This is a genomic window from Pantoea sp. GL120224-02 (assembly GCF_900215395.1).
In the GTDB taxonomy this organism is placed as follows: domain Bacteria; phylum Pseudomonadota; class Gammaproteobacteria; order Enterobacterales; family Enterobacteriaceae; genus Pantoea; species Pantoea communis.
Window position 1 is genome coordinate 860547 of record NZ_OBEC01000001.1, and the last position, 26963, is coordinate 887509.

Genomic DNA, 26963 nt, shown 5'->3' on the forward strand with positions numbered 1-26963 from the left:
ATTCAACCAACTTCATGCCACATTTCGCTCATCGCCAGCTCCAGCCTTTTAAACACCCGATAACGTGCATCATGAAACGCAAAGCGTTCCGGGCGTGGCTGTAACTCGCCGGGATTAAGGCGTACTGCTTGCTGTGCCGCCATGGCCAGATCGGGCCAGACACCTACGCCGACGCCCGCACAAAGCGCAGCACCCAGCGCGCCAGTCTCTTTGCACTCAGCCACGCGAATCGGAACGCCCAACACATCAGCAAACATTTGCGGCCAGACGCAGCTGCGCGCCGCGCCACCAGAAAGGGTCGCGTGGGTAAACGGAATCCCTGCTGCGCGCAAGCGATCAATGTGTGCGCGATGGGCAAATGTCACGCCTTCAAACAGCGCAAACAGCATATCTGCGCGCGTATGCCAGCCGCTTAAGCCATAAAACCCCGCTTTTGCGGGTTCAGATTTACGACCGGAATAGAGGTAAGGATGATAGAGCGGCAACTGCGGGTTGGGTTCAACATGGGCCACGGTATCACTGCTGTGCGCCGCGCCGTTGCCAGCGCGTCCATCATCGAACTCACGCAGGAACCAGTCGAGATTGGCGGCTGAGGTGGCGCTGGCTTCAATCGCCATAAAGCGATCATTTTCAATAATTGAATTCATAAACACGGGCCGCTGGTAATCCGGTTTATCGACCACCACCTGATTGATGCTCCAGGTTCCTGCGACGATGGAAGCCCCTCCGGTTTTCACCACGCCAGAACCAATGGCGCTGGCCACCACATCAAAAATGCCGGCCACCACCGGAATACCTGACGGTAATCCGGTGAGTTGCGCGGCGCGCGCGGTCACGTGTCCGACCACCGCACAAGACTCGCGCAGAGGCGGCAGCAGATTAAGCGCCTCTTCAATGCCATACAGCGCCATCAACTCGTGGCTGTAATTGCGCTGTCGATAATCGATTAATCCGGCTCCGGCGGCATCGGAAACCTCAGCGCTGATAGCCCCGCAGAGGAAATGGGCGATGACATCTTTAGCACACAACAAATGGCCGATCTGCGCCCAGCGATCGGGCTGATGCTGTTTAATCCAGCTGATCAGCACGGGCGTGGCGGCGGGCCAGGGCTTCTGCAGCGAAAGTTGATAGATGGCTTTATCGTTACCGCTGGCTTCCAGGCCCTGCACGGTTTCGATGGCACGATGGTCAATGGATTGAATGCCGAACAACGGCTGCTGCTGCTTATCAAGTGCATACAGACCGTTACCGTGACCCGCCGCGCCCACGGCAATAACCTCATTCGCCGTGCTGCCCGCCTGTTGCAAGCAGCGCGTGACGGCCACGCTGACTCCGTGCCAGATATCTTCTACCGGACGCTCCGCATAACCTTCTTGCGGCTGGAGAGTTTCTCCCGCACATTCGGCAACCGACAGTACGCGGCCACTGAGATCGAACAGTACCGCTTTGATCATGGTGTTTCCGGCATCTATGCCGAGAAGTTGACTCATATCCGACTCCGATTCACAGACGAAGACGGCGCACCGCTTAAGCGCCGGTGCAGGTAAAACTCAACCCTGCTGGTAAATGTCTAATGCGTCCGGGCCGCTAGCGCCCTGATGGATGATTGCCATCAGCGCTTTCACCACGCGTGATGGGTTATCGTGTTGGTACACGTTACGGCCATAAACCATGCCGCTGGCGCCTTGCGCCATCAATGCGGCGCTTTTGGCCAGCACCGGTGCCAGTTCGCCTTTGCCGCCACCGCGCACCAGCGTTGGACAGCGCGCCGCTTCCACCACGCGGTGAAAATCTTCCACCTTCTCCGTGGGGTCGGCTTTGATAATGTCGGCGCCGAGTTCACGCGCCAGACGCACCAGTGGCACGATTTTCTCTACATCACCGATCGAACCGTAAGCCGCGCCTTGTCCTGCCGGCGCCATTACCAGAGGTTCGATCATCAGCGGCATCGCATAACGATCGCAAGCCTGACGCAGACGGCCGATGTTCTCCACGCACATACGGAAAATGCCGGGTTCATCGGGGATCAGATAGAGATTCACTACCACCGCAGCCGCATCCATCTGCAACGCGGCGAGGATTGGCTCATCCGGGTTGTGCAACACCGCCCACATTTCGCGATGGCGCGCCGCGTTATAGGCGTTGCCGACATCCGTGCGCATCACCAGCGCCGGTTTCCGTCCCGCGACCTGTTGCAACAGATCGGCCTGGCCGTAATTCACCTGAATGGCATCCGGTTGCGCGGCGATCAGGTTCTCCATCACACCTTCGATGTTCTCTAACCCAATCAGAAAGTCGGGCTCATTCGCAATACCGTGGTCGATAGCCACATCAAGGCACTTACCGTGTTGAAACAGACGATTCATGCGGACTTTATTGCTGACTAACATGGCGTGTTTCCTCCTGGAAAAGAGTGGGGTTGAGATCGGTCAGGCCGTGCTGTCGCGCCAGACTGGCGCAAGTGTTTTGCAGATGGTTTTGCAGTTGAGTGACATTCCAGCCGCGCAGATCCGCCATCAGTTGAGCAATTTCTGCCACCAGTGAGGGCGTCAATTCGCCGCAAATCGCCAGCGACGTGCGGCGCACCAGCAGGTCTTCAAGTTGTTGAACCTGCTCATGCTCAATAAGGTAACGAAGTTCCAGCGCGCTATACCCCGCATGATGCTGTAGCGGCTGCTCCCCCTGTTGCTGGATCAATTGCAGGATTGGCAGGGCGCGGCTGCCATAACGGCGGACTAACTGCGATACGCGGGACAAGGGCAGTGAATGCAGATGCGCGAGTTGGGCAAGCCACGCGGTTTGCCCGGAAGGTGCAGGGAAGTCGCGTCCACCGCCGATGGGCAGATCGCCGCTCGACACACGGCGCTTTTCTCCGATCAGACGCAATACCCGATCCGCGGCCTCTTCACCAAACTGACGAAAGGTGGTCCATTTGCCGCCGACCAGGCATAGCAAGCTGTAAGCATGTGCGGCATCAGGCGGCAGCAGCACCAGCGAGTGATTGCGCGAGATTTGCCCGTTAACTTTGGCGTTGCTGGCCGGAAGCGGACGCACACCGCAAAAGGTATAGAGAATCGACGATTCCGGCACCACGACGTCAGGAAAAACAAAGCGCAGCGACTCAAGAATGTAGGCTTTTTCCTCCTCTTCACACACCACGCTATCGGGATCGTCCACGCGGATATCCGTGGAACCGAGCAGCACTTTGCCAAACCACGGAAACATAATGCAGACGCGGCCTTCCTGGTTTTCGAAGTAGACCATTTCCCCATCGAGCATCTGTAACAGTTTGGGGTGATCAATGATCAAATGCGAACCCTTGGTCCCGCCAATCAGTTTGGTGAAATGTTCCGTGGGCGCCAGATGCTGATTGAGCTGATCTATCCACGCGCCGCCGGCATTCACCAATACATGCGGCTGCAGAGTAAAGTGCTCACCGCTGAGTGCATCCTGTAACGTAACGGATTCGCCATCGGCGCTCACCAGTTGCAAATAATTCAGCGCCAGTGCCTCCGGACAAGCACGCTCGGCATCTTCAATCAATTCATAACCCAGTCGTTCCGGTGCACTGATCCAGGCATCGTAGTAGCTGGCGCTGTATTTCACCCAGGGGGCAAATCCTGGCCAGCGGTCGCGCGTGGCTGCCTCACCGCGCACCTGATGTTTGGGCATCGATCCGTACTGCCTGGTGTAGACATCGTAGAGACTGAGGCCAGTTTTGATCAGCAGAGCGCCGCGGCGAGTGGGTTTGTCGCTCAGACGCAAAAAACGCCGCGTAGCATTGAGCAGTCCGCCGCCGAGGTTGTCGATCGGGACAGTGGTACGCAGCGGAAAAACATAGTGCGCCGCGTTTTTCAGTAGCCGGTCACGCTCCATCACCGACTCTTTGACCAGCGTAAACTCGCCGGTTTCCAGATAGCGCAGTCCGCCGTGGATCATACGAGAAAGCGCACCGCTGGCCGCCTGGCACCAGTCACCTTTTTCCACCAGAACCGCCGGAATACCCTGCAATGCCAGTTCGCGAAAGGTGCTGATGCCGTTGATGCCGCCACCGACAATCAGCACTGGTGTGGACGTGCGCTGTCGTAAAGCGCTGAGTCGCTGCTCGCGTGTTGCATTATTCTCCATGGATTGCTCCCCGGCTCTTGGCCATTTCGAGTACGCCTGCTGCGGTGGATTCGTCGGTGACCATGCCTTTTAGCCACTGGCCTTGCAGCGCACAGTGGATGGGATCCACTTTGTCGCGTCCGGCCACCACCGCCATAGAAAAGGGAATACGTTGTAGCTCCGATAAGGTCAGCCCAACCAGCCGCTGATTGGCGTCAAACGGCGCGGGCTGGCCTTGTGCATCGAGTAACCAGGCTAGCAGTTCGCTGCGTGCGCCACTGGTTTCGATGCTGGCGGATGCATGACGAGCTGCCAGATTCAAATCGTAGTAGCTGGAACTGTCGCTGTGAATAGAACCAAGACCGACCACTGCCAGCGTAGCGTTACGCGCTTTATCCAGCACCCGGTCTACGGCACTGATTCTCATCAACATGTCACGTTCAGCAGCAGAGTCAGTGAAGAGCGGGGCATGAATCTGCCAGGCATGGCCGCCAAGCCGAGCCGCCATTTCAGAGGCAACATGATTCACGTCGGTATAGTGCTTTCCTTGCACGCAACCCAATGCAGGCACGACCTGAACATCGTATTTGCGCGAAGGATGCAGTGCCTCCACCAGAGCGCTCACGCCTTTGCCACCGGTGATCGCAATAACGTCGCCATCTTTCAGACGTGATAGCAAATAATCCGCCGCCGCCGCGCCCACCATCTGTAAATTCTGCTCATCACTGCGCGCGACATTGGGTGCCACCACCACCTGTTGCAGTTGACCCCATTGCTGCAGATCACTTTCGAGTTGGTGGGCCGACAGCCAGGGCGATTTAATAGTGATTTCCACCATGCCGCTCTCTTTGCCCTGACGAATCAGGCGATTCACGCTGGCGACCGACAACCCGGTTTCCACCGCAATCTCCGACTGCTTTTTGCCGTCGAGGTAATACATCACCAATACCTGATAGATCTGGCGTGCACTGTGAAATGCTGGATGTTCGCTGGCGAATTCCATCGATGATGCGTCCTTATGCTGCCCGATATTTGTTCAGCAGGTGGTCAATCGACACCGCCGCCAGCAGAATTAAACCTTTGATCAAGTCCTGCCAGTAGACGGAAACATTAATCAGGATCAGTGAGCTGGTCACGATGGAGAGCAGTGCGACACCTAAAACCGCGCCCAGAATCGAGCCAGTGCCGCCTTTCAGGCTTGCGCCGCCTATCACCGCCGCCGCTATCACGTTCAGTTCCATCCCTACGCCAAAGGTCGGGGTAGCTGAGCCTAACCGCGCCATATAAATAATGCCGGCTACACCTGCTAGCGTTGAGGTGAGTACCGTGACCCACAGTTTTATGCGGTTGATGTTGATGCCGGAATAGGCCGCTGCACGCTCATTACTGCCGGTATAAAATACTTTGCGGAACAGCGTGGCTTTGCGCAGCAGGAAATCGAACAGGGCGACCAATACAAAGAACAGCAGGATGACAAACGGAATGCCCCACATGGCACCCTGGCCGATAAATTTGAAACTGACGGGAAGTGTGAACAGCGACAGCGGCGTGCCCTGGGTGATGATCATGCAAAGCCCGCGCACAATCACCATCGCTGCCAGCGAGGCAATAAAATGACTCAGGCCGATTTTGGTCACTGTTAAACCCATCAGCAAGCCTACCAGTGCGGCGGCCGCTATTCCTCCCAGGCTGGCCAGCCAGGGATCCACCCCACTGAGAAACAGTTGTCCCGCGACCACCATAGAAAGGCACACCACCGCGCCGACCGAGAGATCGAGACCGCCGACGATCAACAAGATCGTCATACCGATCACCACAATGCCTTCAATCGAAAACGACAACAGCATCGCTTTCATATTGGCCCACGTCAGGAAGTAGGGTGAGGTAAAACTCATCACGATAAAGATTAACGCGATGATCGCAATCAAGCCGATTTCCCGCTGCTTGTGCAGGCCGCCAAACAATGACAGCCGGGATTTGCCTGCTCCGGGCAAGGTCGTATTCATGGTCATAGCGCCTCCACTTCAGGGGGAATGCCAGCAGCCAGTCTCATCAGATTCTCCTCGGTCATTGTATCGCCGGTCACTTCACCGGTGATGTGACCTTCATGAATCACGATAATGCGGTCACATAAACCAATCAGCTCAGGTAACTCTGATGAAATCACCACCAGTCCGACACCGTTATGTGCTAATTGGGCGAGGATCTGGTAGATCTCTGCCTTGGCGCTGACATCGACGCCGCGCGTCGGTTCATCAAGAAAGATGATTTCGGGGTGCACCGACAGCACGCGCGCTAGCGCCACTTTCTGCTGATTGCCGCCAGAAAGCGATGACACCGGGTCGCTCAATTTGCCGCGTTTCAGTTTGACCTGATACGCCAGCGCTTCCGCTTGCGCACGCTCGCGTCTTGGGCTTAGCGTCAAACCGCGATGGCTAATCGCGCGGACATCCAGCGCCGAGATGTTCCAGTCAATTGGCATTGCTAAAAACAGCCCGGCGTCCTTACGATCTTCGGATAAATAAACCATGTGATGTTGGATACTGGCGGCGTAATTTTTCAGTGTTGCTGGCTGGCCTTTGATACGAACAGTGCCGTGAGTTACCGGCTGCAATGCGCACACGCCCTGAGCGATTTCGCTACGGCCCGCGCCCATCAAGCCACCAATGCCGAGAATTTCGCCGGGATACAGCTCGAAGTTGATATCGTAAAAACGCTGACTATCGCTAAGAGATCGTACCTCCAGCAGCGGTGCGGCACGATGAGAGGGGCGTTTATCGGGATAGAGTTGCGACAATTCGCGACCGACAAGGCGCGTAATGACTTCATCCGGTGTCATGCTGTTCAATGGCGCACTGTGCACCGTCCGGCCATCGCGCAGAATGGTGATGTGCTGACAAAGCGCAAAAATCTCGGCCATACGATGACTGATATACACCACCGTGATGCCCTGATCGCGCAGTTGACGCACGATGGTGAACAGCGTCTGCGCTTCTGGTTCCGTGAGCGCTGCAGTGGGCTCATCCAGAATCAGCAAACGACAATCCAGCGTCAGTGCTTTGGCAATCTCTACGAGTTGCTGTTGTGACAACGACAGTTCACTAACCTTTTTACTCACTGGAATCGGCGCAAGACGATTCATAACCTGCTGCGCTTTTTCCCTCAAGGTTTTATGCGGTAATAGAAAGCCGCGCTGCTGATGCGCCATCCAGATATTTTCATAGATAGTAATATCCGGGCACAACGCGATTTCCTGATGCACCAGCCCGATGCCTAACCGCTGCGCCTCACGCGGCGAGCGTATGGTTACGGATTGCCCCTCCAACACTATTTCACCGCTGTCGGGGCGCAGAATGCCATCAATGATATTCATCAGAGTAGACTTACCCGCGCCGTTTTCACCGGCCAGCGCATGAATTTCACCGGACCTTAGCGTAAGATCAACGTCCTGTAACGCCTGTACTGCGCCGAAGCGTTTGCTGATGCTGCGTAACTCAAGCAGTGCCGTCATCATCTTTCCCCTTACTCGTTGATGCCTTTGGTTCCACGACGTTTCAGGTAACGGTCCCAGCGGAAATCATCGGCATTTTCTTTAGTCACCACGGCATAACCATTGTCGAGGATTGGGAACGAGAAGGGATTCACACCGTTGCGTTTGGCATCATTCATGGGGTCAATCAATTCTGGGTGGGCGGCAAGGAACAGCGTCATAAAGCCCATGTAGCCCTGTATTCCCTGATTGGGGTTGATAGCACCAAACACCTCGCCGCTTTTGATCATATCCAGTACTTTGGCGTTGACGTCCACCGTCATCACTTTCACTTTGCCACCGTTTTCCACCACTGCCTGTGCGGCACCGATTGCGGAACTGGCTTCAGGCATGAAGATGCCTTTCAGGTTTGGATTCGCTTGTAGCATCGACAGCACGGCGTTGTAGGCTTTTGATGGATCCTGATTAGTGGCGGCGCGCGCAACCAGCTTGCTGTCAGGAAACGCGGTTTTCATCTCATTGATAAAAGCCGTAACCCGACGGTCATGATTATCCTGCCCTGGATTTTCCAGCACCGCATACTCCGCGCCTTTGCCCATGGCTTTACCGAGTTCATCGGCGGCGGCTTTACCTTCACGGAAGTTGTCTGAGGTGATGTAAGCGACACGCTTGCTGTTGGGGGAATCAGCGGCAAAGGTTACCACCGGAATGCCCATCTCTGCCGCACGATTAATTGGCTCGATAAAGGGGTCGGGATTCATCGGATGGAGGAAAATCCCGGCGGGTTTCTGCGCCAGAATCTGTTCGAAACTGGCTAACTGCTGGTTGACGTCATAAGCGGGCGTGCCACCATAAACGGTTTTGCAGCCCAGCTGATGCGCAGCTTGTTTAAACATCTCGTACACCGGAAACCAGTATTCAACACCGGTCACCATGACGTTCATGTAGTAAGTTTCGCCAGGTTTGCAACGGAACTGTGGTGATTCATCGGCGGCACGTGCGGTGCTGGAGAGTGTGCCCGCTAACGCAAGGCTGGAAAGAAGGATGGCGATTTTTTTCATGTTTTTCCCCGGAGCAGACGCTGAATTTAGAGGCTCAGCCGTGACGACTTAACGCGGAAAAACGAGCCGGGGTACGTTTTGAAAATTATTTCTGATTCGTGAAATAATTTTCATAAGCTATAAAAGCTGGCGGGGAAAAGATCAATTAATGGTTAATGAAATGTTTCTCGCTTGTGATCGCCTTCACTTTCCCGCAGATAGCAGAATATTTGGTTAGGTGAAACCGTGACGGAATTTTATAATCACGCGCTGAAATTGTGGCTTAACTGAAATAAAAGGAATTTTCATGCGCTTATCTCTTACTGCGCTAACGCTGCTGGCAAGCACCAGCGTCCTCGCACAAACCCCTTCACCTGACGCCATCATCAAACCGTTGATGCAGCAATATCAAATCCCTGGCATGGCGGTGGCTATTCTGCACGATGGCAAAACCGAGTTTTACAATTACGGTGTGGCATCCAAAGAGACTCAGCAGCCAATTACCGCGCAGACCTTGTTTGAAATCGGGTCACTCAGCAAAACCTTTACCGCTACCTTAGCGAGCTATGCGGCTCAGCAGAAAAAACTGCAGTTTAGTGACAAAGCCAGTACATGGTTGCCCGACCTAAAGGGCAGTGCGTTTGATCAGGTGTCACTGCTTAACCTTGCTACTCACACCACGGGCACGCCGCTGTTTGTGCCAGACGATGTCACCAATCAGCAGCAGTTGATGAACTGGTACAAAAACTGGCAACCGCCGGCTCAGCCGGGCACTCAGCGTGTCTACTCCAATCTGGGGATTGGTATGCTCGGCATGATTGCCGCCAAAAGCTTGCATCAGCCGTTTATCAGCGCGATGGAGCAGCAACTGTTACCCGCGATGGGCATGAAGCACACTTATATTCAGGTGCCTCAGTCAGAGATGGGCCAATATGCGCAAGGTTACAATAAACAAGACAAGCCGGTACGTGTGACGCCAGGCCCGTTGGATGCTGAATCGTATGGGTTGAAATCGACATCCGCTGATCTGATTCGCTGGCTGGCGATTCAACTTGATGAACAGAAGGTCGCGACGGAGTGGCAGCAGGCGATCGCCACCACGCATCAGGGCTACTTCAAAACCGAGGCGTTTACGCAGGCGATGATGTGGGAATACTATCCGTTGCCTGTCTCATCAAAGCAGTTGGTGGAAGGCAACAGCGGTCAGCGCATCATGAAAGGGATGTCGGCCACGTTGATCACGCCACCGCAGGCTGCGCCACAACAGGCGTGGTATAACAAAACCGGTTCGACCAATGGTTTCTCAACCTACGCGGTGTTTATTCCGTCACAGAAGATTGCGGTGATTATGCTGGCGAATAAATGGTTCCCGAATGACGATCGCGTCATCGCGGCGGACAAAATCATTCAGATGTTGGCTCACTAACGGATTGTTGGGCGCGCCCCGACGCGCCCAATTAAATCGCAACTTACTTTCGTGCATCCAATGCGAGTTTGACGGCCATGCCCGCCAGCACCGTGCCCATCAGCCAGCGCTGCAAACGCTGCCAGCTGGGGCGCGTCAGTAAAAATGTCGACACCTGGCCAGCGGTAGTAATGAAAATCGCATTGACCGTCAGGCTAATCACAATTTGGGTGACGCCCAATATCAGCGACTGCATCAGCACACTACCGTGATGCGGGCTAATAAACTGCGGTAATAGCGACAGAAACATCATGGCGATTTTTGGGTTCGCGAGGTTGGTGAGGAAACCCATGGTGAACAATTTACGCGGGTTGTCGGCAGGGAGATCGCGCACGGCAAATGGCGAGCGGCCGCCAGGCTTGAGTGCCTGCCACGCAAGATACAGCAAATAGAGTGCGCCACTAAAACGCAGCGCATCATAGGCCCATGGAACGGCAAGCAACCACGCGGTGATACCCAGCGCCGCGCACAGCATATAAAACACAAAACCTAACGCCACGCCGCCGAGGGAAATATAACCCGCCCGCTTGCCCTGACACAGCGAACGCGAAACCAGGTAGATCATATTGGGGCCGGGCGTAAGCACCAATCCCAACGCCACCAATGCAAAGGCTAACCAACTCGACAGTTCTGGCATGCAACACTCCTTGCGTTATTTTCGCGATTATGGCGCGAACCAGGCATATCAGGCAACGCACGTTTTCAGACTGACAACAGGAATAAGCTGCGTTAGTTTGGCTTGGCTTATTGTATTTAAAAGGGAGATGAAAATGACCGTTCCTGTAGTGGCATTGCTAACGGCAAAACCGGGTTGCGAAGATAAAGCTGAGCAATTATTTCGTGGTGTGCACGGTTGTGGTTTTCGAGGATTTGTACGGCAACCGTTGGGATCTTTACCAGAACAAATGATCGACCGGTCTGACTCGCTTCAAAATCCAGGTTTCATACACCGGTTAAGCGGCCGATAATGGAAGCCTGAAATGACCTGGTTTCCCACTTTAAACAGGTAGATGCGGGCGGTGAAATTCTCGTCCGCCAGCGGATCAATATATTTTCCGATAACGGGATCCTGCGTATCAGGACCCGCAATACGAAAAGATTTGCGAGTGGAAACCGTTACGGAATCAGGATGGTAGTCATAATCAAGATTCACGGTGCGATCAACATTAATCCTGCTTTCAAGCCCCTGCGGCGACATAAATGCCAGATAAGCATTTAAATGACCTTCACGACTGCCGCTTAAAATATCCCAGTAGCCATGACTGACTACGGTCCGGTCAGGTTCGTCATAGATGATATAGGTCTCGGCCCGGCAATCGCCAGAAAATGGCCGTACAAAATAGGGCAGCGAAAACCAACCCAGCAACAATGCCAACAGGCAACATGCCGCGGAAACAGCCATTCTCATGGATGGTTTCTCCCGATAACCGCAAATGTCTGGCAAGAGGTTGTCGCCAGTGCAATTTCGCCTTTGCACACAAAGAAATTAATCGCGTTGCCACGATCGGCATTAATGTAGATTTTGCTGTGCGGCGTAATAGAAACCTGCATTTTGTTAAGCCAGTAACTCACGCGTCTTGCCGAGTCATGTTTGTCATTTTCCACGTATTGCGAAAACAGAAAGCTGTGCCCATCAAGCAGAAGTGGTTCGCCATACCGCAATGGGTGGATAAGTTGTTGGCCACGAATCACAGTGCCCACGATAAAAAACAGGCAGCAAAGCAGCAGCGTAAGTACCCTGAGTTTTATCTTTGTCGGTTTATTCTTAAGCGCTGATTTCGATGTATCAGAAACAGAAATCGCTGATGTTTCTTGTTTTTGATTCAAACCATCCTGGCGTTCCGGTAACGAATAATTGTGTGAGTCTGAAACGAGAGTGATGCAACCGGGTTTTAAGCGATATCCCATGTATCCCAGTGTTTCAAGAATTTCGCCTTCTACTTCCAGTGAGGCGAGTGATTTCCGGATGCGAAAAAGGGTTTGTCGTACAGTATTATCGGAGACCACAGCACCATGGTTTCTCCAGCAAGCGTCATGTAATGCTTCTTTGGAAACGATATTACCTTCATGCTCACACAGGTACGTCAGGCATATTTTACTTTGCCTGCTAAGAATAATCTCTTTATCTTCCAGCCTGATCAGACCGGTATCGGTAAAAAAAATAATGGTCACTTCTGCCTGATCCCCACGGCGCATCTTCAACGCACACTTTTCATGCGGCTGATTATAACACGGTCTGACAAAAGGGCATGCTGATGATGACAATCAGGTAGGTAACAGCTTTGTCACAGGGTTATCTATATGATTAATATGTGAATTATCTCCATGCTGGTGACTTTTAAGTGACATTTACGGCAGTATGTTGAAAGCCTTCAATCTAGCCAATAATATCCGCATCGGATTAATCGCATGGCATCGGCTAATATCGTTCAGATGAATCTGTAATAATTGCATATTGGCGTGATCACAATTGAGGAACATCACCAATGCATAGCGCCATTAAAATAACGACAAGCAAAATCAAAAATAAAAATATCGCTATTATGACACCCAGCGCGATCACCTATTATGGTATTCGCGCCATGTTGACAACATTGAATGCTGTGACGGTGACTCACCATCCCATCCAAACCCATGATGAACAGATCAACATCATTGATAGAGATTTGGATCTGATTATTATCGATACTGAGGTTGGCAATGCAGATGTTATTTCTATGCTGATAAAATCTTACTTGCCCACAGCATTAGTGATAATTTTAACCCGCGCATCGGATATCAGGCTATTACAAAAATATAAAAAATCAGGTGTGCAAGCCATATTAAACAGGAAATGCAATCAGCGCGAGGTTGAAGATGCGGTGACGGCAGTACTTGAACATCGAGTCTGGGGATTTGAAGTCAAACCCACTGCACCGCAAAAGGGTTCATCTCTACGACAGGTATTCTCATCAAGAATGTATGAAGAAGCGATGCTTTCACTCAGTACCACGGAAAGAACGATCATCCGCTCCATCTATCGCGGCCGTACCGTAACGGATATTGCTGTTGCCAAAGACAAAAGTATCAAAACCATTAGCAGCCAAAAACAGTCTGCAATGCGCAAACTCAATGTAAAAAATCTGGCTGAACTCCATCAGCGGTATCACGCCTGGCTGGAATAGTACCTGCCAGGCCATTTCCTTCCCACATACCACCGTCTTTTTCCTCTTGATTTCCCGACATTTTTCCTCATTTCCCGGCACCGGAGAGCCACTCCGGTGCACCTTCGGTTGGACGTTGTTCTTAATTTTTTTGTGATGGGTTTCTTAAAATCGTGCGCTGAAGTTAGGTGAAATGCCGACAGATTGTTATGAATGAAGCTAACTTAAGTTTCATTCGAAACAATCGGAGCGACAAAATGAATACATCCTTTACCTCTTTACAACAACCTGAAGATGCAAAGCAGCATATCCGCTTGATGAAACAGGTGCTCAGAGCGCAAATCGGCGATGTTGAGGGCCTGTTTGAGCAGGTCAGAAGTAAAATCCTCAGCGAAATTGCTGCAGCACGCGAGGAAGAAGCGCGAAACGGCACGGCATGGCCACAGATACGTTGGGATGACATCGCCGCAGGGCGCATTTCCGATGAAGTGAAGGATCACATTCGTCGTCGCGGCTGTGTGGTGGTGAAACAGACCTTTACGCGCGAGCAGGCGTTGGGCTGGGATGCGTCGATGCTGGAATACCTTGATAAAAATGATTTCGATGAAGTCTATAAAGGGCCGGGTGACAACTTCTTTGGCAGCCTCGATGCCTCACGCCCTGAAATCTATCCGATCTACTGGAGCGAAGCACAGATGTCGGCGCGTCAGAGCGACGCCATGGCACAAACCCAATCCTTCCTGAATCGCCTGTGGACCTACGAATCCAACGGAACGCGCTGGTTTGACCCTGATGTCAGCATCATCTATCCGGATCGTATTCGCCGTCGTTTACCGGGCACCACATCAAAAGGGCTGGGCGCGCATACGGATTCCGGGGCGCTGGAACGCTGGTTACTGCCAGCTTACCAACAGGTGTTTAGCAAAATCTTTAATAATCAATTCGATCAATATAATCCCTGGGACGCGGCACATCGCACAGAAGTGAATGAATATCAGGCTGGCACCACTACCAAATGTTCAGTCTTCCGCACTTTCCAGGGGTGGACTGCGCTGTCAGACATGCAATTGGGTCAGGGCTTGCTGCATGTGGTGCCGGTTCCGGAAGCGATGGCGTATCTGTTGCTGCGTCCGCTGCTGAAAGATGTGCCAGAGGATGAACTCTGTGGTGTGGCGCCAGGCAAAGTGCTGCCCATCTCAGAGCAGTGGCATCCGGAACTCATCAAGGGACTGTGTTCCATTCCAGCAATGGAAGCGGGTGATTCTGTCTGGTGGCACTGTGATGTCATTCATTCGGTTGCACCGGTTGAGAATCAGCAAGGTTGGGGCAATGTGATGTACATTCCGGCTGCACCCCTGTGCGAGAAGAATGCCGCTTACGCCACTCAGGTTGCTGAGGCGCTGGCAACCGGTGCCTCACCGGGTGATTTCCCGAAAGAGGACTATGAAGCCAGCTGGCGCGATCGATTCACTTTGGACGCGTTAAACAGCAACGGTCGTCGCAGTCTCGGCTTAGAGTAAGTTTCTGGTAAGCTGGATAAAATTTTAATTAAAGCAGGCACTATGAACGCACGTCATCAGCACATTATCCAACTGGTCAGCGAACGCGGCAGCGTCAGCGTCAGTGAACTGGCGCAAACCACCGGCGTTTCCGAGGTGACGGTGCGTCAGGATCTGAATGTTCTGGAAAAGGGCGGCTTTCTGCGCCGCGTGCACGGTTCAGCCGTGGCGCCAGAAAGCGACGATGTCGGCGCACGCATGCAAACGCGTTTTGCCGTCAAAAAACGTCTGGCGGAGTACGCCGCTTCGCTGGTTAACGCGGGTGAAACGGTGTTTATTGAAGGCGGCAGCACCAACGCGTTGCTGGCACGCGAATTGAGCGAACGCGGTGATATCACGATTATCACCGTCAGCCATTACATCGCGGGATTGCTGCGGGAACAGGGCGGTGATGTGATCATTCTTGGCGGGCTGTTCCAGAAGAGCAGTGAGTCGGTAGTCGGGCCGCTGACGCGATTGTGCATCCAGCACCTCAACTTCCATAAAGCCTTTATCGGTATCGACGGCTGGGATGCCATCACCGGTTTTACCGGACGTGATATGCTGCGCTGCGACGTGGTCAACGCCATCATGGAAAAGCAGACGCACACTGTGGCGCTCACCGATTCATCAAAGTTTGGTCAGATACATCCCTTCGCTCTGGCACCGACCGTGCCCTTTAAGCAGGTGATTACAGATAGCCAACTGTCGCCGGTGTATCAGGAAATATTGCGCCAGCAGCCAATGGAGTTAACGCTGATTTAGGGGCACTTTTCATCAGCGTCGACAATCATCATTGTCATAATGAAGGATCACATGCTCCCCAACATCACCTCCAAAAGACTGCACTATCGCCAGTTAGTTACCGATGACTGGCGATTCTTTCTCTCGCTGCAACAGGATGAGCGTGTGATGCGCTATGTGGCCGATCCGCAGCCTGAAGAAGAGATTCGACGTGACAGGTTCGAGATAAGATTGCCCCACTGGCAGAAAGGCAGCACCCATTGGCTGTGTCTGGTGATGATGGAACAGGGGCAATCAGCGCCGTTAGGCGTCACCGGATTTATCGATCGCGGTGACGGCGTAGCGGAAGTCGGTTTTTTGCTGGCAGCAGAAGCTCAGGGCAAGGGATTTGGTACGGAATCACTTCACGATATTGCGCGTTATGCGCTGAATGAACTGGGCTTTCGCAAGCTAATTGCCACTGTGACCGCAGGAAATGAAGCCTCACGCAGGACACTATTAAAAGTGGGATTCCAGCAGGAGGGCACCTTGCGGAAAAGCTATCATCTCGCGGGTGAGTGGCGCGACGATTGGGTATTTGGATTATTCGCGGACGAATGGAGGCCACTCTAACCTGCGATTAACGCCTGTGCCGTTAATTCATCGGTAATTAATCCCGTCACCAACCCGCTGGCCAATACCGCGCGGATCGCGTCGACTTTGCTTAATCCCCCCACCAGCGCCACAATCTCGGCGCGGTGGGCAAGCTCTAAATCCACCGAGAGCGTACGCGCTGTCAGGCTGTTGTGAATCATCTGCCCGCTGGCGTCAAAGAAATGACCGAGCAGCTCACCGACAGCGCCAGAAGCAGAGATATCGTTGATCTCGGCTTCATCAATCATACCGGCTTCAACCAATTGCGCGGCCGGTTCCACAGTACCGATCCCCACCAGTTTCACCTCACTCTGTGCGGCCATGGCAAACACTTCGCTGACGCCGCGCTGTTTAAGCAGCACGTCGCGGTCTTCCTGAGTATTGGCGAAGAACGGCACCGGCATCATATACGCCTGCGCACCGGTCTTTTCGGCAATGCGATGCATAACATCGTGGGGATTGAGCGCATAGTTGCGCGTCAAACAGCCCAGCAGCGAAACGAAGCGCATATGCGGGGCGTCAATGCGCGAGAGTTGGTGAATAGCGGCGGAAAGGGTGCGGCCGTGCCCCAGCCCCAGGGTGATCGCAGGCTGCGACGTGAGGAGATTGCGCAGATAATCCGCGCCCGCCATACCCAGCGTTCGCACTGGCAATCCCTCTTCACCAAGGTCAGGCGCAACGTGGCAAAAACGCAGTCCGTGCTTTTCGCGCAGCTGATCTTCCAGCGCCACGCACGCCATGATATCGCCATCAATCGACACCTTCACCGCACCCTCCGCGACCATTTTGGCAATCATGCGATGGGTTTTGACAGACGGTAATCCCAGACGTTTGGCGACTTCAGCCTGGGTCAGGCCGCCCACATAGTGCAGCCAGGCGGCACGCAGGGCTAAAGAGTCATCGCGTTCAGCGGGAGTAGGAGCCGGTTTCATGTTTCATTTCCTGATCAATAGGCTTAGGAAGCCAGATGCAAATCCTGCACGCCCGTATCAATGTGCGATGCCCAAAACGCAACGCTTTCCGCGATATCCGCCACCACCTGGCGGTCAGTGGGTTCACGCTCTTTAAAACTCAGTTCGAGGCAAATTTCGTTATCCTGCGCGCCACCGCGCGCCAGCGCGTCCAGCAGCGGCTGGGGCTGAATACGGCCGCCCGCATTGTACTGCAATGTGAAGGGTCTGTGGCCGCCTTTGTCCATCATGCTTTGTTTTATATGAATAATCGGCGAGTAGCGCGGCACTGCTTCAGCCCACGCGTAAGGGTCGTAATCACGCGGGTCGATTGAAGTGACATCGCCGTGATCGATATCCGCCATCATCCACATCGGCAGGGCAAAGGACTCACTGCTCAAACGCTGCTGCAGTGCGAGGCAAGCCGGAATGGTCTCACCAAACTCGCGTCCGATGCTCATCGGTTCCCAAAACAGGTATTTCAATCCGGCGGATTGCGCATGTTCCGCCACCTCGGCCCAGCAGTCTATCGCGATATCGATCAAGGCATCCCGCCGCGCTGCATCGTTGAAATCCTGCTGGGTGAAAATGGCGAACTGCGATCCAACCGCCTCGCCCCCCAGTTCTGCGGTGATATCGGCGAAGGTTTTGAACCAGTCAACGTAGTAGCGTCGCACGTCAACGTCCGGATGACCAAAATGATTGAGGCGGCCATAGGGACCAGTCATACCCGATGTCACGCGCACCCCGGTTTCCCGCAACGCCTTCTGCATCTGGCGCGACATGCGGTTGATGGTGGCGGCTGGCCAGCCAGGATTGATAAATTCATGGGTTAACTGCAGATCGCGGATACGAATCTGTTGTGCCACGGTGTGAATCAGATCCTGCGGATCGGCAAAACGATTCACCAGTGGGTTGGTATTGAGAGAAAGCGTTAAGGGCATGATTACGCCTCCTTACGCAGCGGCACGGCCGCAGCATAGGTCGCGTCAAACCATTGGCTAAAGGCCTGCTGCTGAACTTCGGTCAGATGCAACTTGTGCTTAGTGCGACGCCACAGCACATCCTCCACCTGCTGCGCCCACTCATTTTCTACCAGGTAGCGCACTTCGGCTTCATACAACTGTGCGCCGAAATGGCGGCCCAGATCGTTTATCTCACGGGCGTGACCCAGCACTTTCTCAATGCGCGTGCCATACAGGCGCGCATATTGTTTGCGTAGCGGCGCTGGTAACCATGGCCAGCGCGTTTTCACTTGCTCAAGGAAGCTCTCGAAATCGCCATTTGCCATATTACCGCCCGGCAAAGTGGCCTCGCGTGTCCAGTCTTCACCCATATCAGGGAAGAAGGGCGCAAGCTTCTGGATAGCGTGTTCTGCCAGCTTGCGGAAAGTGGTGATTTTGCCGCCAAACACATGCAGCAGCGGGGCGTTTTGCTGATCGTCGAGATCGAACACGTAGTCACGCGTGACGGCAGAAGGGTTGCCTTTGCCATCGTCAAACAGCGGACGCACACCCGAGAATCGGGTAATCACATCGCTGGCGCGCAGTTTTACTTTGAAGTAGCGATTGACCACATCGATAAGGTACTGCTGCTCGCTGTCATCGGCGGTCACCGCTTCCGCTTTGCCCTGCCACGGAATATCGGTGGTGCCGATCAGGGCTTTATCGCCTTCATAAGGGTTGATGAAAATGACGCGTTTATCGGTGTTTTGCACCAGATACGCCTGCTGGCCTTCCCAGAATTTCGGCACGATGATGTGTGAACCTTTAACCAGCCGCACGCTGCGGTTGCTTTTGGTCTGGGTGACCTGATTTACGATATCCAGTACCCACGGGCCGGCCGCATTCACCAGCACTTTGGCATAAACCGTGCGCTGTGCACCGCTGGTCTCATCCTGAATCGTGACTTCCCACTTGCCGCTGATACGTTTGGCCGACACACAGCGGGTACGCGGCAGAATCGTGGCGCCGCGTTCCGCAGCATCCACGGCATTCAGTGCGACCAGGCGTGCATCATCGACCCAGCAATCGGAGTACTCGAAGCCCTTGCTGTAGCTATCGAGGATTGGGGCGCCTTCGGGATCGCGCATCAGATCAAGCGATCGCGTGCCGGGCAGCTTTTTGCGCCCGCCTAAATTGTCATAGAGGAACAGCCCTAAACGCACCAGCCACGCCGGACGATCGGTCGGGCTATGCGGCAACACAAAGCGCATCGGCCAGATAATATGCGGTGCGGCATTCAGCAACACTTCTCGCTCGATCAGCGCCTCGCGTACCAGTCGGAATTCATAATATTCGAGATAGCGCAGCCCGCCGTGCACCAGTTTGCCCGAGCGCGAGGAGGTACCCTGTGCCAGGTCATCTTTTTCACACATCATCACGGACAAGCCGCGCCCGGCCGCATCACGTGCGATGCCCGCGCCATTAATGCCACCGCCAATGACAAACAGATCCAGCGTATTTTCACTCATGGTGTACTCCTTAAAACTTATTCAGTGCATGCCAGGCGGCAGGGAGATCGCTGCGGATCTGCTGATAATGGGGAAACAGTTGGTTATAGCGCTGCGACAGTTCAGCGGAAGGCGGTTCAGGCGCATCCAGCAGCGGGCGCACCCAGGTTTCCACGCACTGCGCCATGGAGGGATAGGCGCCAATCGCCACCGCTGCCATCATCGCGGCGCCCGCTGCACCGGCTTCATCACGCTGGCTGATACGCACCGGTGCGCCAATGCAGGACGAGAGGATCTGGCGTAGCGGCTGGGAACGCACCGCGCCGCCGGTAAGACGAATTTCACCTGGCAAAGTACTGCCCATCGCCTGATAACAATCACGCGCGGCCATGCCGATGCCTTCAATCACGCCGCGCACCATGTCGGCAAAATTGTGCTGATAGTTAAGTCCGGTGAAGCTGGCGCGCGCGTCGGCGTTGACGAACGGCCCGCGTTCACCGGCAATTGAGATGTAGGGATGGAACAGCAGGGTGCCGGGTTCGGCTTTGTTGAGCCACTGGTCGATATGCGCCACTAGCCGCGCATGATCAATTTCACAGCCAAAACTGCTCAGCAACTCACTGGCCACATTCAACAGCCAGTCGAGATTGAGGGTAGACGCCATATTGGTTTGCACCTGCGTCACATAGCCCGGCCAGGGCAGAGGAATCACATAGCCAGTTTGCGCTGGATTCAACCACACCTCATCAATGGTCACACTGCGCAGATGCACCCCGGTAGAGCCGACAATTGAGCAGGCGGTATGGGCTTCGCCGGTGTGCACGCCTGCGCCCAGCGCGGTCATCGCCATATCCACATAACCCAGCGATATCGGTGTGCCCGCGCGCAGGCCGGTGAGGGCTGCGGCCTCACCGGTCAATGGATGGGTGATTTGCGTGCCATCAATGATATCCGGCAGCAGATGACGTCGATGTTCCAGTCCCAGCGCTGCGATGACGGTATCGTCATAACGCTGGGTGCGGAAATTACCAAAAGTGAAGCTGGCCTCAGAAGGATCGGTGGCACGTACGCCCGTCAGATTGAGGTAAAGCCAGTCTTTGCAATGCAGTGCCACTTCGCTCTTCGCCAGTAGCTCAGGAAAGTGCTGGTCCATATGCGCCATCTGCGAACCCTGCTGACAGGTATTCAGCCCGGTGCCCGTGGACTTAAAACGCTCGGCTGCAAGGGCGTGCTGGTTTAGGGCATCGACGGTGTGTGCTGCACGCGCATCCAGCCAAATCCAGGCATCCTCTACCGGCTGATTATTGGCGCCCACCAGCCAGGTGCCATCCCCTTGTGCGGTGACGGCCACGGCCACTATGCGGGAAGAGAGATTTTCCACACGCTCGCCCAGTTTCCGTATCGCGTCCACGGCATCTTGCCAGGTCTGCGACATGGATTGCTGCGCGGCACCACCTTCGCTGCGGTAATAGCGGTTACGCACAGAGGCGCACGCCAGCTGTGTGCCTTCCAGATCAAACGCCACCGCTTTCACCACGGAGGTGCCGGAATCCAGACCCAGAATGATATCGCTGTTACCCACGTACACCTCCGAAGGGAAGAAAAGTTGACCCATCACGTCGTGTTAATTCCCTGTGATGAATTTGCTAAATAATGTCTTACACCACTTCTCATGGAGATAACATATCCAATGTATTATTTTTCGATAAAACGAATAAATTTCACTTCAGTTAGCGAGTTTGATCACGAAAATGGCGGTAGTACACGACAATACGAAATGAGATATCACATGAATAAGGCTTGTATGGCGGGCTTTTATTAGCGATGAAGGCGTTAAGGTGTGAATTTAGCGATCCAGATCGCGCTCCTGAAAAATTCGTGAACCCCCTGTTGACAATTTAGTCACATCAGCACAATCCTCATCACAAGAGTTATCACATTTATAACATTTAATGCGGCGATTATCGCAGCAGATAACAGTGAGAGGTCACGTTATGTCCGATGTCTCAATGCTGGCACAGCAGCTCTCCCGCAAGCGCATCCGCCGCTACAGCATCATCGGTGTTGTGGTGGTTGCGGTGATTGCCGCCATGGCCATTGACACAAAATTGGTGAAAATCGGTTCCGAGCAAGATGTGCAAGAGCAAGGTTTCTCGCCGGATAGCTACGGGGAGAAAACCTTCCCCAGTATTCAGCAGGATGTGGAAGCGCGTGCGGTGGATGCCAAAACCCTCGCCGATGCGCTGAAAGCCAATCAACAGGAAGCGGTACAGAAATACGGTGTGGGTTCGCCGCTCCCGGTGATCCCCGTCAAGCTGGAAGGCGTGGTGCAGCCCGGTCAAATGGGCATTTTCCCACTGAAAGTGGCCGGTTTACCGGAAGGAAATGTGATTCGCCTGCAAACGGGCCCGGCCATTACCGGCACCGATTTACGTGATGCCAGCGGAAAAATCCAGTTCGGCGATTTTACCAACCAGATTGAGTATCAAAACGCCGGTTCGGCGATCAATCGCGCCATGAAAGCCAAAGTACTGGATAAGTTGGATCGTGATGCGCTGCCCGGGAAAACCGTGCAGGTGGTCGGGGTGTTCCGTTTGCTCGCGCCGAATAACTGGATGGTGACGCCAGTCAGTCTGGAGGTGAAATGAAACCATTCAACGTTAACCCGGCGCTACTAAAAGGCGAAGTGATCCTTGAAGCGCGCAACATCAGCAAAATCTATGGATCGACCCATGCACTTAAAGGCGTGAATTTTGAGATCCGTCGCGGTGAAGTCACCACGTTGTTTGGTGAAAACGGCGCAGGTAAATCCACGCTAATGAAAATTTTGTCGGGCGTCATTACGCCAACATCCGGGGAAATTCTCTACAACGGCGAAGAGAAAGTGTTTCGCTCTGCCACTGAAGCACGCGATTGCGGCATCTCGATTATCCATCAGGAGCTGAATCTCGCTCCCAACATGAACGTGCGCGACAACATCTTTATGGGGCGCGAAATCATGAAGCCGGGTGGGGTGGACTACGCGGAAGAAGCCCGCATAACCGCCCATCTGATGGCGGCGCTGGAGGAGGAAATTGATCCGCTGACGCCGGTGGAAAACCTGCGTCTGGGCCAACAACAGATTGTCGAAATCGCCCGTGCATTGTCGGTGAATTCACAGATTCTGATCATGGATGAACCGACATCGGCGCTCAGTGCTGCGGAAGTCGCGGTGCTGTTCCAGGTGATCCGCGATCTCACCAGTCAGGGTGTAGCCATTGTATACATCTCACATCATCTCGAAGAGGCACTGGAGATCACCGATCGCGCCGTGGTGCTGCGTGATGGCGTGATGACCGCGTACGCGAAACGCGATGAGATCGATCTCGAGTGGATCGTGCGCAATATGGTGGGCGATCACTTTGACCTGGGTTCGCCGCCGCAAGGGTATGAGTTTGGTGACCAGGCGTTGACCGTGCAAGACCTGACGGTGAAAAGCAAAACCGGGATTCGGCTGGTGGATAACCTCTCACTGTCAGTGAAAGCCGGTGAAATTGTCTGCATCTATGGCCTGATGGGCGCGGGGCGCACCGAACTGCTGGAGTGTATCGCCGGGCGTATTCATCAAAGCCAGGGCCGCGTTCTGCTGCAGGATACCGATGTCAGCGGCTTAACCATTCAACAACGTATTCAAATCGGCCTTGCGTTGGTGCCCGAAGATCGGCAACGCGACGGTTTGGTGCAAACCATGTCAGTGGGCGAAAACCTGTCGCTCGCCAGTATCAACGAATTTGTGCGCGGTTTGGTGCTGTCACCGCGACGTGAAAAGCAGCTGGTGACGGACAGTATTCGCAACGTCACGGTGAAAACCGCTGGCGGCGAGGCGGCCATCGGATCGCTCTCCGGTGGCAATCAACAAAAAGTGGTGATCGGCAAAATGCTGGCCACCCGTCCCAAAGTGATTCTGCTGGATGAACCCAGCCGCGGCATTGATATCGGTGCCAAAGCGGAAGTGTTTCGTCTGCTGGCGGAAAACGCCAAAAAGGGGCTGGCGGTGGTGTATACCACCTCGGAAGTGGGCGAATGCCTGAGTATTGCGCATCGCATTGTGGTGATGAGCAAAGGGCGCATTAACGCCATTTTCGATTCCAGCGTGAGCAAAGAACGCATTATGGCCGCTTCAGGCGAGTCTCTGGTGGCATGACATAAAAAACGGAGCAAACGGTATGACAGACAGAACACACACGCTGGATTCGCCACCCGTCGCGAGTAAAAAGAAGACCGATAAAAGTCTCAATCTGGCGCGATTGCTGCTGGAAGGGCGCGCGTTTATTGCGTTGCTGGTGATTATTATCACCTTTTCCTTGCTCTCGCCTAACTACTTTACCGGCGCCAACTTCCTGACCATGGCATCGCATGTGGCGATTTTTGGCTTACCGGCGATTGGCATGCTGCTGGTGATCCTCAATGGCGGTATTGACTTGTCCGTCGGTTCAACGCTGGGTCTGGCTGGCGTGATGGCCGGCTTTATGATGCAGGGGATTAACCTCGACGCGCTAGGTGTCGTGCTGTATCTGCCCGTGTGGGCGGTGGCGATATTGACGCTGGTGATTGGCGCGCTGGTGGGATTGGTCAATGGCGTGTTGATCGCCTGGTTCCGCGTTCCGGCGTTTGTTGCCACGCTCGGCACCATGTATGTGGCGCGCGGTATTGCCCTGCTGATCACTAACGGACTGACCTACAACAAACTCTCTGGAAGTGATGCGCTAGGCAACACCGGCTTTGACTGGCTCGGCTTCAATCGCATCTTCAATATCCCTGTCGGTGTGCTGGTGCTGGGTGTGGTAGCACTGGCCTGTGGTTTTCTGCTGAGCCGTTCGGCGTTTGGCCGCTGGCTCTATGCCTCGGGGGGTAATGAGCGCGCCGCCGACCTCTCCGGCGTGCCGGTGAAACGTATCAAAATCAGCGTTTATGTGTTGTCGGGTATCTGTGCCGCGATGGCGGGGCTGGTGCTCTCTTCACAGCTCACTTCAGCCGGTCCAACGGCGGGCACCACTTATGAACTGACCGCGATTGCCGCAGTGGTGATTGGCGGTGCGGCCTTAACCGGTGGTCGCGGTAACGTGCGCGGCACGCTGCTGGGCGCTTTTGTAATCGGTTTTCTCTCTGATGGCTTAGTGATTATCGGCGTCTCTGCCTACTGGCAGACGGTGTTCACTGGCGCCGTGATTGTGCTGGCGGTATTGCTCAACACCCTGCAATACGGCAAACGCAGTCGCTAACTCACGCGCGCTGTCTGGCAGCGCGCGGTTATCCGTAAAACCTGTACCCTAAATAATAACGGAGCACCTATGTTCACAAAACGTTTGTTTATTGCTGCCGCAGCGATGGCGATCACCACCTTCGCTGCACCGACCTGGGCGGATAACGGGTTGATGACCATCATCGTCAACGATCCATCCAACCCTTACTGGCTGACAGAAGGTCAGGTCGCGCAAAAAGCCGCTGAAAAACTTGGCTACAGCGCAAAAGTCAGCGCGCACAAAGGTGATACCAACACCGAAAGCCAGCTGATTGATACGGCGATCACCAACAAATCAAAGGCGATTATTCTTGATCCGGCTAACGCCGATGGTTCTGTCGGTTCAGTGAAAAAAGCCATTGCAGCGAACATCCCGGTGTTTATCATTAACGCCGAGCTGAATCAGAGCGGATTGGCCAAAGCGCAGTTGGTTTCTAACAATGCGCAGGGCGCGGCGGTGGGCGCGATGGAGTGGGTGAAACAGGTAGGCGATACCGCCAACTATGTTGAATTAGTGGGCCCACCATCCGATAACAACGCGGCAACGCGTGCCAATGGTTTTGATACCGTGTTGTCACAGTACCCGACGCTGAAGAAAATGGGTCAGGAAGTCGCCAACTGGGACCGTACCCAGGGCTTCAACAAGATGCAGTCATTGCTGCAGGCTAACCCGAACATCAAAGGCGTGATCAGCGGCAACGATGAAATGGCGCTGGGGGCGATTGCCGCACTGAAAGAAGCCGGCAAGCTGAACCAAATCAAAGTCGGTGGTTTTGATGGCTCGCCGGATGCCGTTGATGCCGTAAAAGCCGGTACGCTGGCGTATACCGTGATGCAGCCCGTGGCGCAGTTCGCGCAGAAAGCGGTAGAGCAGGCTGACAGCTTCCTGAAAACCGGTAAAACCGGCGCAGCATCGGAAAAACAGCTGTTTGACTGCATTTTGATCACCAAAGAGAACGCGGGCAATTTCGTATCACCGTTTGTATTGAAGCAGTAATGCATGACGTGCGGCTTTCGGGCCGCATACTGCTCAGCGGACGCACTCCGGTGCGTCGCTGTAACCCTTCTCGTGAGTCCAAACACCACACCATTTGCAAAAGGCGCGTTTCCGCGTTGTAATCACCTGGAACCCGCATTTCTGCATCACTTTCTGGACGAAATATGGCGCACAACCCGCAGGACTCTTCTCTCAACGTCTTCATGGCCGAACCCTTACCCAGCGACAGTCGTCAGGCGCGGCAGTTGGCGCGACGCCAGTTGATCGCGGAAGCCGTGATGGCAGAAGGCGCAATTCGCATTGAAGATATTACCGACCGTTTCGGCATCAGTCTGATGACCGCGCACCGTGATATTGATGAGATGGTCGAACGCGGATTGCTGCATAAATCGCGTGGGGTGGTCTCCGCCACACCAACCAGCCTGGTCGAGTCCAGCGATATCTACCGCGCGACGCGTCAACTGGAAGAGAAGCAAGCCATCGCTGAGGTGGCGGCCACTTACCTGGAGCCAGGACAGGCGATCTTCCTCGATGATTCCACCACGGTATTGCAGATGGCGCGCTTGTTACACGCGCGCGCCCCGTTAACGGTGATCACCAACTCACTGACGCTGATGAATGAGTTGCGCAACGGGCGCGATATCACGCTGATGGGGCTGGGCGGTCAGTTTTATCACTGGTGTAATGCCTTTATGGGTCGCATGACCCGTGAAGAAATCGCCAGCCTGCGCGCCGACGTGTTCTTCGTCAGCATGTCAGCCATCATCGATGATGCGGTGTTTCATCAATCAGCCGAAACCGTCGAAACCAAACGAGCGATGTTTGATGCCGCGCAGAAACGTATTCTGTTGATGGATAACACCAAATTTGAACGCCGGGCACTGCACCGCTTTGCCCATCTCAGCGAGTTCGATGTGGTGATTGTCAATCAGGGCACGCCGGTGCCAGTTCTGCGTCGTCTGCAGGATCTGGGTGTGAATGTCGTGGTTGCACCGATGAAGACCCACGCTGGATCGCGCGAAGAATCCTGATTCACCTGTAAACTTATTCTTTCAGATAACCTGAGGCACTCACTGTCGGCCGCGGCAGTGGTGCATCGGCCTGTTCAAATGCGTTTGACAAT

General features: G+C 54.2%; 24 protein-coding genes. 10 read left to right on the top strand and 14 right to left on the bottom strand.

Annotated features, from left to right (window positions below; translation table 11 throughout):
• Positions 1 to 2: 2 nt before the first annotated feature.
• The 7 genes from CRO33_RS03955 to CRO33_RS03985 are packed head-to-tail and all read right to left on the bottom strand — an operon-like array spanning position 3 to position 8658.
• Positions 3 to 1490: an FGGY-family carbohydrate kinase gene (locus tag CRO33_RS03955; protein WP_097117108.1), complete on the bottom strand. Its 1488-nt coding sequence runs from the start codon at positions 1488 to 1490 to the stop codon at positions 3 to 5.
• 60 nt (positions 1491 to 1550) lie between these two features.
• Entirely contained in the window at positions 1551 to 2390 is an 840-nt protein-coding gene (locus CRO33_RS03960) for a class I fructose-bisphosphate aldolase (RefSeq protein WP_097117109.1), read from the bottom strand.
• Positions 2374 to 4128, bottom strand: coding sequence for a glycerol-3-phosphate dehydrogenase/oxidase (locus CRO33_RS03965; RefSeq protein WP_097117110.1), 1755 nt, complete (start codon positions 4126 to 4128; stop codon positions 2374 to 2376). Before CRO33_RS03965 ends, CRO33_RS03960 begins: the two co-directional genes overlap by 17 nt.
• Entirely contained in the window at positions 4118 to 5110 is a 993-nt protein-coding gene (locus CRO33_RS03970; protein WP_097117111.1) for a sugar-binding transcriptional regulator, read from the bottom strand. The genes CRO33_RS03965 and CRO33_RS03970 overlap by 11 nt, the downstream gene beginning before the upstream one ends.
• 13 nt (positions 5111 to 5123) lie before the next feature.
• Positions 5124 to 6119, bottom strand: a complete 996-nt coding sequence (locus CRO33_RS03975; RefSeq protein ID WP_097117112.1) for an ABC transporter permease — start codon at positions 6117 to 6119, stop codon at positions 5124 to 5126.
• The gene (locus tag CRO33_RS03980; RefSeq protein WP_255253237.1) at positions 6116 to 7621 is read right to left on the bottom strand and encodes a sugar ABC transporter ATP-binding protein; all 1506 of its coding nucleotides are present in this window, start codon (positions 7619 to 7621) and stop codon (positions 6116 to 6118) included. The genes CRO33_RS03975 and CRO33_RS03980 overlap by 4 nt, the downstream gene beginning before the upstream one ends.
• Before the next feature lie 8 nt (positions 7622 to 7629).
• Complete coding sequence (locus CRO33_RS03985; protein ID WP_034823457.1) at positions 7630 to 8658, bottom strand: substrate-binding domain-containing protein; 1029 nt, start codon at positions 8656 to 8658, stop codon at positions 7630 to 7632.
• A gap of 286 nt (positions 8659 to 8944) precedes the next feature.
• Between CRO33_RS03985 and ampC the strand changes: the two genes are divergently transcribed.
• Complete coding sequence (gene ampC / locus CRO33_RS03990; protein ID WP_097117114.1) at positions 8945 to 10063, top strand: class C beta-lactamase; 1119 nt, start codon at positions 8945 to 8947, stop codon at positions 10061 to 10063.
• A 43-nt stretch (positions 10064 to 10106) separates the two neighbouring features.
• Here the strand turns inward: ampC and CRO33_RS03995 are convergent, their stop codons facing one another.
• From CRO33_RS03995 to CRO33_RS04005, 3 genes are all read right to left on the bottom strand, one after another.
• Positions 10107 to 10739: a LysE family translocator gene (locus CRO33_RS03995; RefSeq protein WP_097117115.1), complete on the bottom strand. Its 633-nt coding sequence runs from the start codon at positions 10737 to 10739 to the stop codon at positions 10107 to 10109.
• Between the two features lie 291 nt (positions 10740 to 11030).
• Entirely contained in the window at positions 11031 to 11510 is a 480-nt protein-coding gene (locus CRO33_RS04000; protein WP_141399001.1) for a hypothetical protein, read from the bottom strand.
• Positions 11507 to 12298, bottom strand: a complete 792-nt coding sequence (locus CRO33_RS04005) for a winged helix-turn-helix domain-containing protein (RefSeq protein ID WP_097117117.1) — start codon at positions 12296 to 12298, stop codon at positions 11507 to 11509. Before CRO33_RS04005 ends, CRO33_RS04000 begins: the two co-directional genes overlap by 4 nt.
• Positions 12299 to 12588: 290 nt before the next feature.
• On the opposite strand from CRO33_RS04005, the gene CRO33_RS04010 reads away from it, so the two are divergent.
• From CRO33_RS04010 to CRO33_RS04025, 4 genes are all read left to right on the top strand, one after another.
• A complete protein-coding gene (locus tag CRO33_RS04010; protein ID WP_097117118.1) occupies positions 12589 to 13266 on the top strand; it encodes a LuxR C-terminal-related transcriptional regulator in 678 nt (225 codons plus the stop codon).
• A gap of 236 nt (positions 13267 to 13502) precedes the next feature.
• Positions 13503 to 14765, top strand: coding sequence for a DUF1479 domain-containing protein (locus CRO33_RS04015; RefSeq protein ID WP_097117119.1), 1263 nt, complete (start codon positions 13503 to 13505; stop codon positions 14763 to 14765).
• 42 nt (positions 14766 to 14807) lie between these two features.
• Positions 14808 to 15548, top strand: a complete 741-nt coding sequence (locus CRO33_RS04020; RefSeq protein ID WP_034823463.1) for a DeoR/GlpR family DNA-binding transcription regulator — start codon at positions 14808 to 14810, stop codon at positions 15546 to 15548.
• A 51-nt stretch (positions 15549 to 15599) separates the two neighbouring features.
• Positions 15600 to 16139 carry a GNAT family N-acetyltransferase gene (locus tag CRO33_RS04025; RefSeq protein WP_097117120.1) on the top strand — a complete coding sequence of 180 codons (540 nt, stop codon included), beginning with the start codon at positions 15600 to 15602 and terminating at the stop codon, positions 16137 to 16139.
• Here the strand turns inward: CRO33_RS04025 and CRO33_RS04030 are convergent.
• The 4 genes from CRO33_RS04030 to CRO33_RS04045 are packed head-to-tail and all read right to left on the bottom strand — an operon-like array spanning position 16136 to position 21177.
• Positions 16136 to 17092 (bottom strand): sugar-binding transcriptional regulator, encoded by a 957-nt coding sequence (locus tag CRO33_RS04030; RefSeq protein WP_097117121.1) that lies wholly within the window; start codon positions 17090 to 17092, stop codon positions 16136 to 16138. The two genes, CRO33_RS04025 and CRO33_RS04030, sit on opposite strands and share 4 nt — an antisense overlap.
• A 23-nt stretch (positions 17093 to 17115) precedes the next feature.
• Entirely contained in the window at positions 17116 to 18054 is a 939-nt protein-coding gene (locus tag CRO33_RS04035) for a sugar phosphate isomerase/epimerase family protein (RefSeq protein ID WP_097117122.1), read from the bottom strand.
• Between the two features lie 2 nt (positions 18055 to 18056).
• Positions 18057 to 19583 (bottom strand): glycerol-3-phosphate dehydrogenase, encoded by a 1527-nt coding sequence (locus CRO33_RS04040; protein WP_097117123.1) that lies wholly within the window; start codon positions 19581 to 19583, stop codon positions 18057 to 18059.
• Between the two features lie 10 nt (positions 19584 to 19593).
• Positions 19594 to 21177: an FGGY-family carbohydrate kinase gene (locus CRO33_RS04045; protein WP_255253241.1), complete on the bottom strand. Its 1584-nt coding sequence runs from the start codon at positions 21175 to 21177 to the stop codon at positions 19594 to 19596.
• A gap of 379 nt (positions 21178 to 21556) precedes the next feature.
• Here CRO33_RS04045 and CRO33_RS04050 point away from each other — a divergent pair, with 379 nt between their 5' ends.
• The 5 genes from CRO33_RS04050 (at position 21557) to CRO33_RS04070 (ending at position 26871) form a co-directional block, all read left to right on the top strand.
• On the top strand, positions 21557 to 22210 hold the full coding sequence (locus tag CRO33_RS04050) for a DUF2291 domain-containing protein (RefSeq protein WP_097117124.1): 654 nt from the start codon (positions 21557 to 21559) through the stop codon (positions 22208 to 22210).
• A complete protein-coding gene (locus CRO33_RS04055; protein ID WP_097117125.1) occupies positions 22207 to 23745 on the top strand; it encodes a sugar ABC transporter ATP-binding protein in 1539 nt (512 codons plus the stop codon). Before CRO33_RS04050 ends, CRO33_RS04055 begins: the two co-directional genes overlap by 4 nt.
• 22 nt (positions 23746 to 23767) lie before the next feature.
• The gene (locus tag CRO33_RS04060; protein ID WP_176505723.1) at positions 23768 to 24823 is read left to right on the top strand and encodes an ABC transporter permease; all 1056 of its coding nucleotides are present in this window, start codon (positions 23768 to 23770) and stop codon (positions 24821 to 24823) included.
• A gap of 69 nt (positions 24824 to 24892) precedes the next feature.
• A complete protein-coding gene (locus CRO33_RS04065; RefSeq protein WP_097117127.1) occupies positions 24893 to 25840 on the top strand; it encodes a D-ribose ABC transporter substrate-binding protein in 948 nt (315 codons plus the stop codon).
• A 164-nt stretch (positions 25841 to 26004) separates the two neighbouring features.
• On the top strand, positions 26005 to 26871 hold the full coding sequence (locus tag CRO33_RS04070) for a DeoR/GlpR family DNA-binding transcription regulator (RefSeq protein ID WP_097117128.1): 867 nt from the start codon (positions 26005 to 26007) through the stop codon (positions 26869 to 26871).
• Positions 26872 to 26963 lie beyond the last annotated feature (92 nt).